A 1,228-nucleotide genomic window follows, 5' to 3' on the forward strand; every position below is an offset into this window, starting at 1 on the left:
CGATCGCGTCGGCTGCTTCCAATATGAAAACGTCGAGGGCGCGCGCTCCAACACCCTGCCCGATCACGTGCCCGACGAGGTGAAGCAGGACCGCTGGAACCGCTTCATGGAAAAAGCGCAGGCGATTTCGGAGGCGAAGCTGCAAGCCAAGGTCGGCAGCGTCCAGCAGGTGATCGTCGACGCGGTCGATGCGGAAGGCGCCACCTGCCGCACCAAGGCGGACGCGCCCGAGATCGACGGCGACCTGTTCATCGATGAGGATTTCGAGAATCTCAGCCCCGGTGATATCGTGACGGTCGAGGTCGATGAGGCCTCGGAATACGATCTCTGGGGAAGGCTCGTTTGATCCGCACTCTCGCTCTGCTCGCATTGCTTCTCGGCCTGCTGCCTGTCGCGGCACAGGCTGGCGCATGCGCCATCGATGCCGCTCAGGGTCGCGAGATTGCGCAGGCGACTTCGCAACAGCGGCAAGCCCAGGGGCTGAATGCGCTCGCGATGGATCTGCAATTGACGCAGGCCGCAGCAACGCAAGGCTGCGACATGGCCCGCCGCGGCTTCTTCGATCACAAGGGGTCGGACGGATCGACCCCGCTCAAGCGGGCGGCGAAGGCTGGCTTCCGCGCCTGCCTGATCGCCGAGAATGTCGCGATGGGCCAGCGCGATCCGGGCGAGGTGTTCGACGCCTGGATGCATTCGCCCGGCCATCGTCGCAATATCCTGCTGCGTGGGGTCACCCATATCGGCGTGGCAGTCGTGCCCCAGCGCGATGGCAAGGGCCCGTGGTATGTGATGGTGCTCGCGAAGCCCTGCTGAAGCTCAGGTCAGCCCTTCTGTGTCGATGTGGATGACCTCGCCGCAATGTTTGCAGTGGATCGCATCGGCATCGTGCAGGCTCAGCCCGCAGGTCGGGCACTCATGGCGTACCTTCGTAGGCCGGAACAACACCTGCGCGAGCCGCAAGAACAGCGTGACACCAAAGATCATGATGGCGACCGAGATCATCCGCCCCCATTCACCCTTGGGCGTAATGTCCCCGAACCCCGTCGTCGTCAGCGTGGTCACGGTGAAATAGAGCGCGTCGGCATAGTTCGAAATCTGCGGATTGATCCGAACCTGCGTGGCATAGATCAACCCCGTCATCACGAAGAGGAACACGCCCAGATTGATCGCGGCGATGATAATTTCCTGATGATGGCGGAAGAATTTGAAGTCGTGCCGCAGCCGCGCC

2 protein-coding genes and 1 pseudogene are annotated in these 1,228 nt (G+C 62.6%); 2 read left to right on the forward strand and 1 reads right to left on the reverse strand.

Features of this window, described 5'->3' with window-relative positions; genetic code table 11:
- Both B3D39_RS00005 and B3D39_RS00010 read left to right on the forward strand, forming a co-directional pair.
- Positions 1-346, forward strand: a pseudogene (locus B3D39_RS00005) (30S ribosomal protein S12 methylthiotransferase RimO); the annotation flags it as partial.
- The gene (locus B3D39_RS00010) at positions 343-813 is read left to right on the forward strand and encodes a CAP domain-containing protein (protein WP_274963364.1); all 471 of its coding nucleotides are present in this window, start codon (positions 343-345) and stop codon (positions 811-813) included. The pseudogene B3D39_RS00005 and the gene B3D39_RS00010, both read left to right, overlap by 4 nt.
- A 3-nt stretch (positions 814-816) precedes the next feature.
- Here the strand turns inward: B3D39_RS00010 and B3D39_RS00015 are convergent.
- On the reverse strand, positions 817-1,228 hold a 412-nt coding region (locus B3D39_RS00015), incomplete at its 5' end, for an ion channel (protein WP_286789255.1).

This window comes from Thioclava sp. UBA3469 (assembly GCF_002378135.1).
GTDB lineage: Bacteria > Pseudomonadota > Alphaproteobacteria > Rhodobacterales > Rhodobacteraceae > Thioclava > Thioclava sediminum.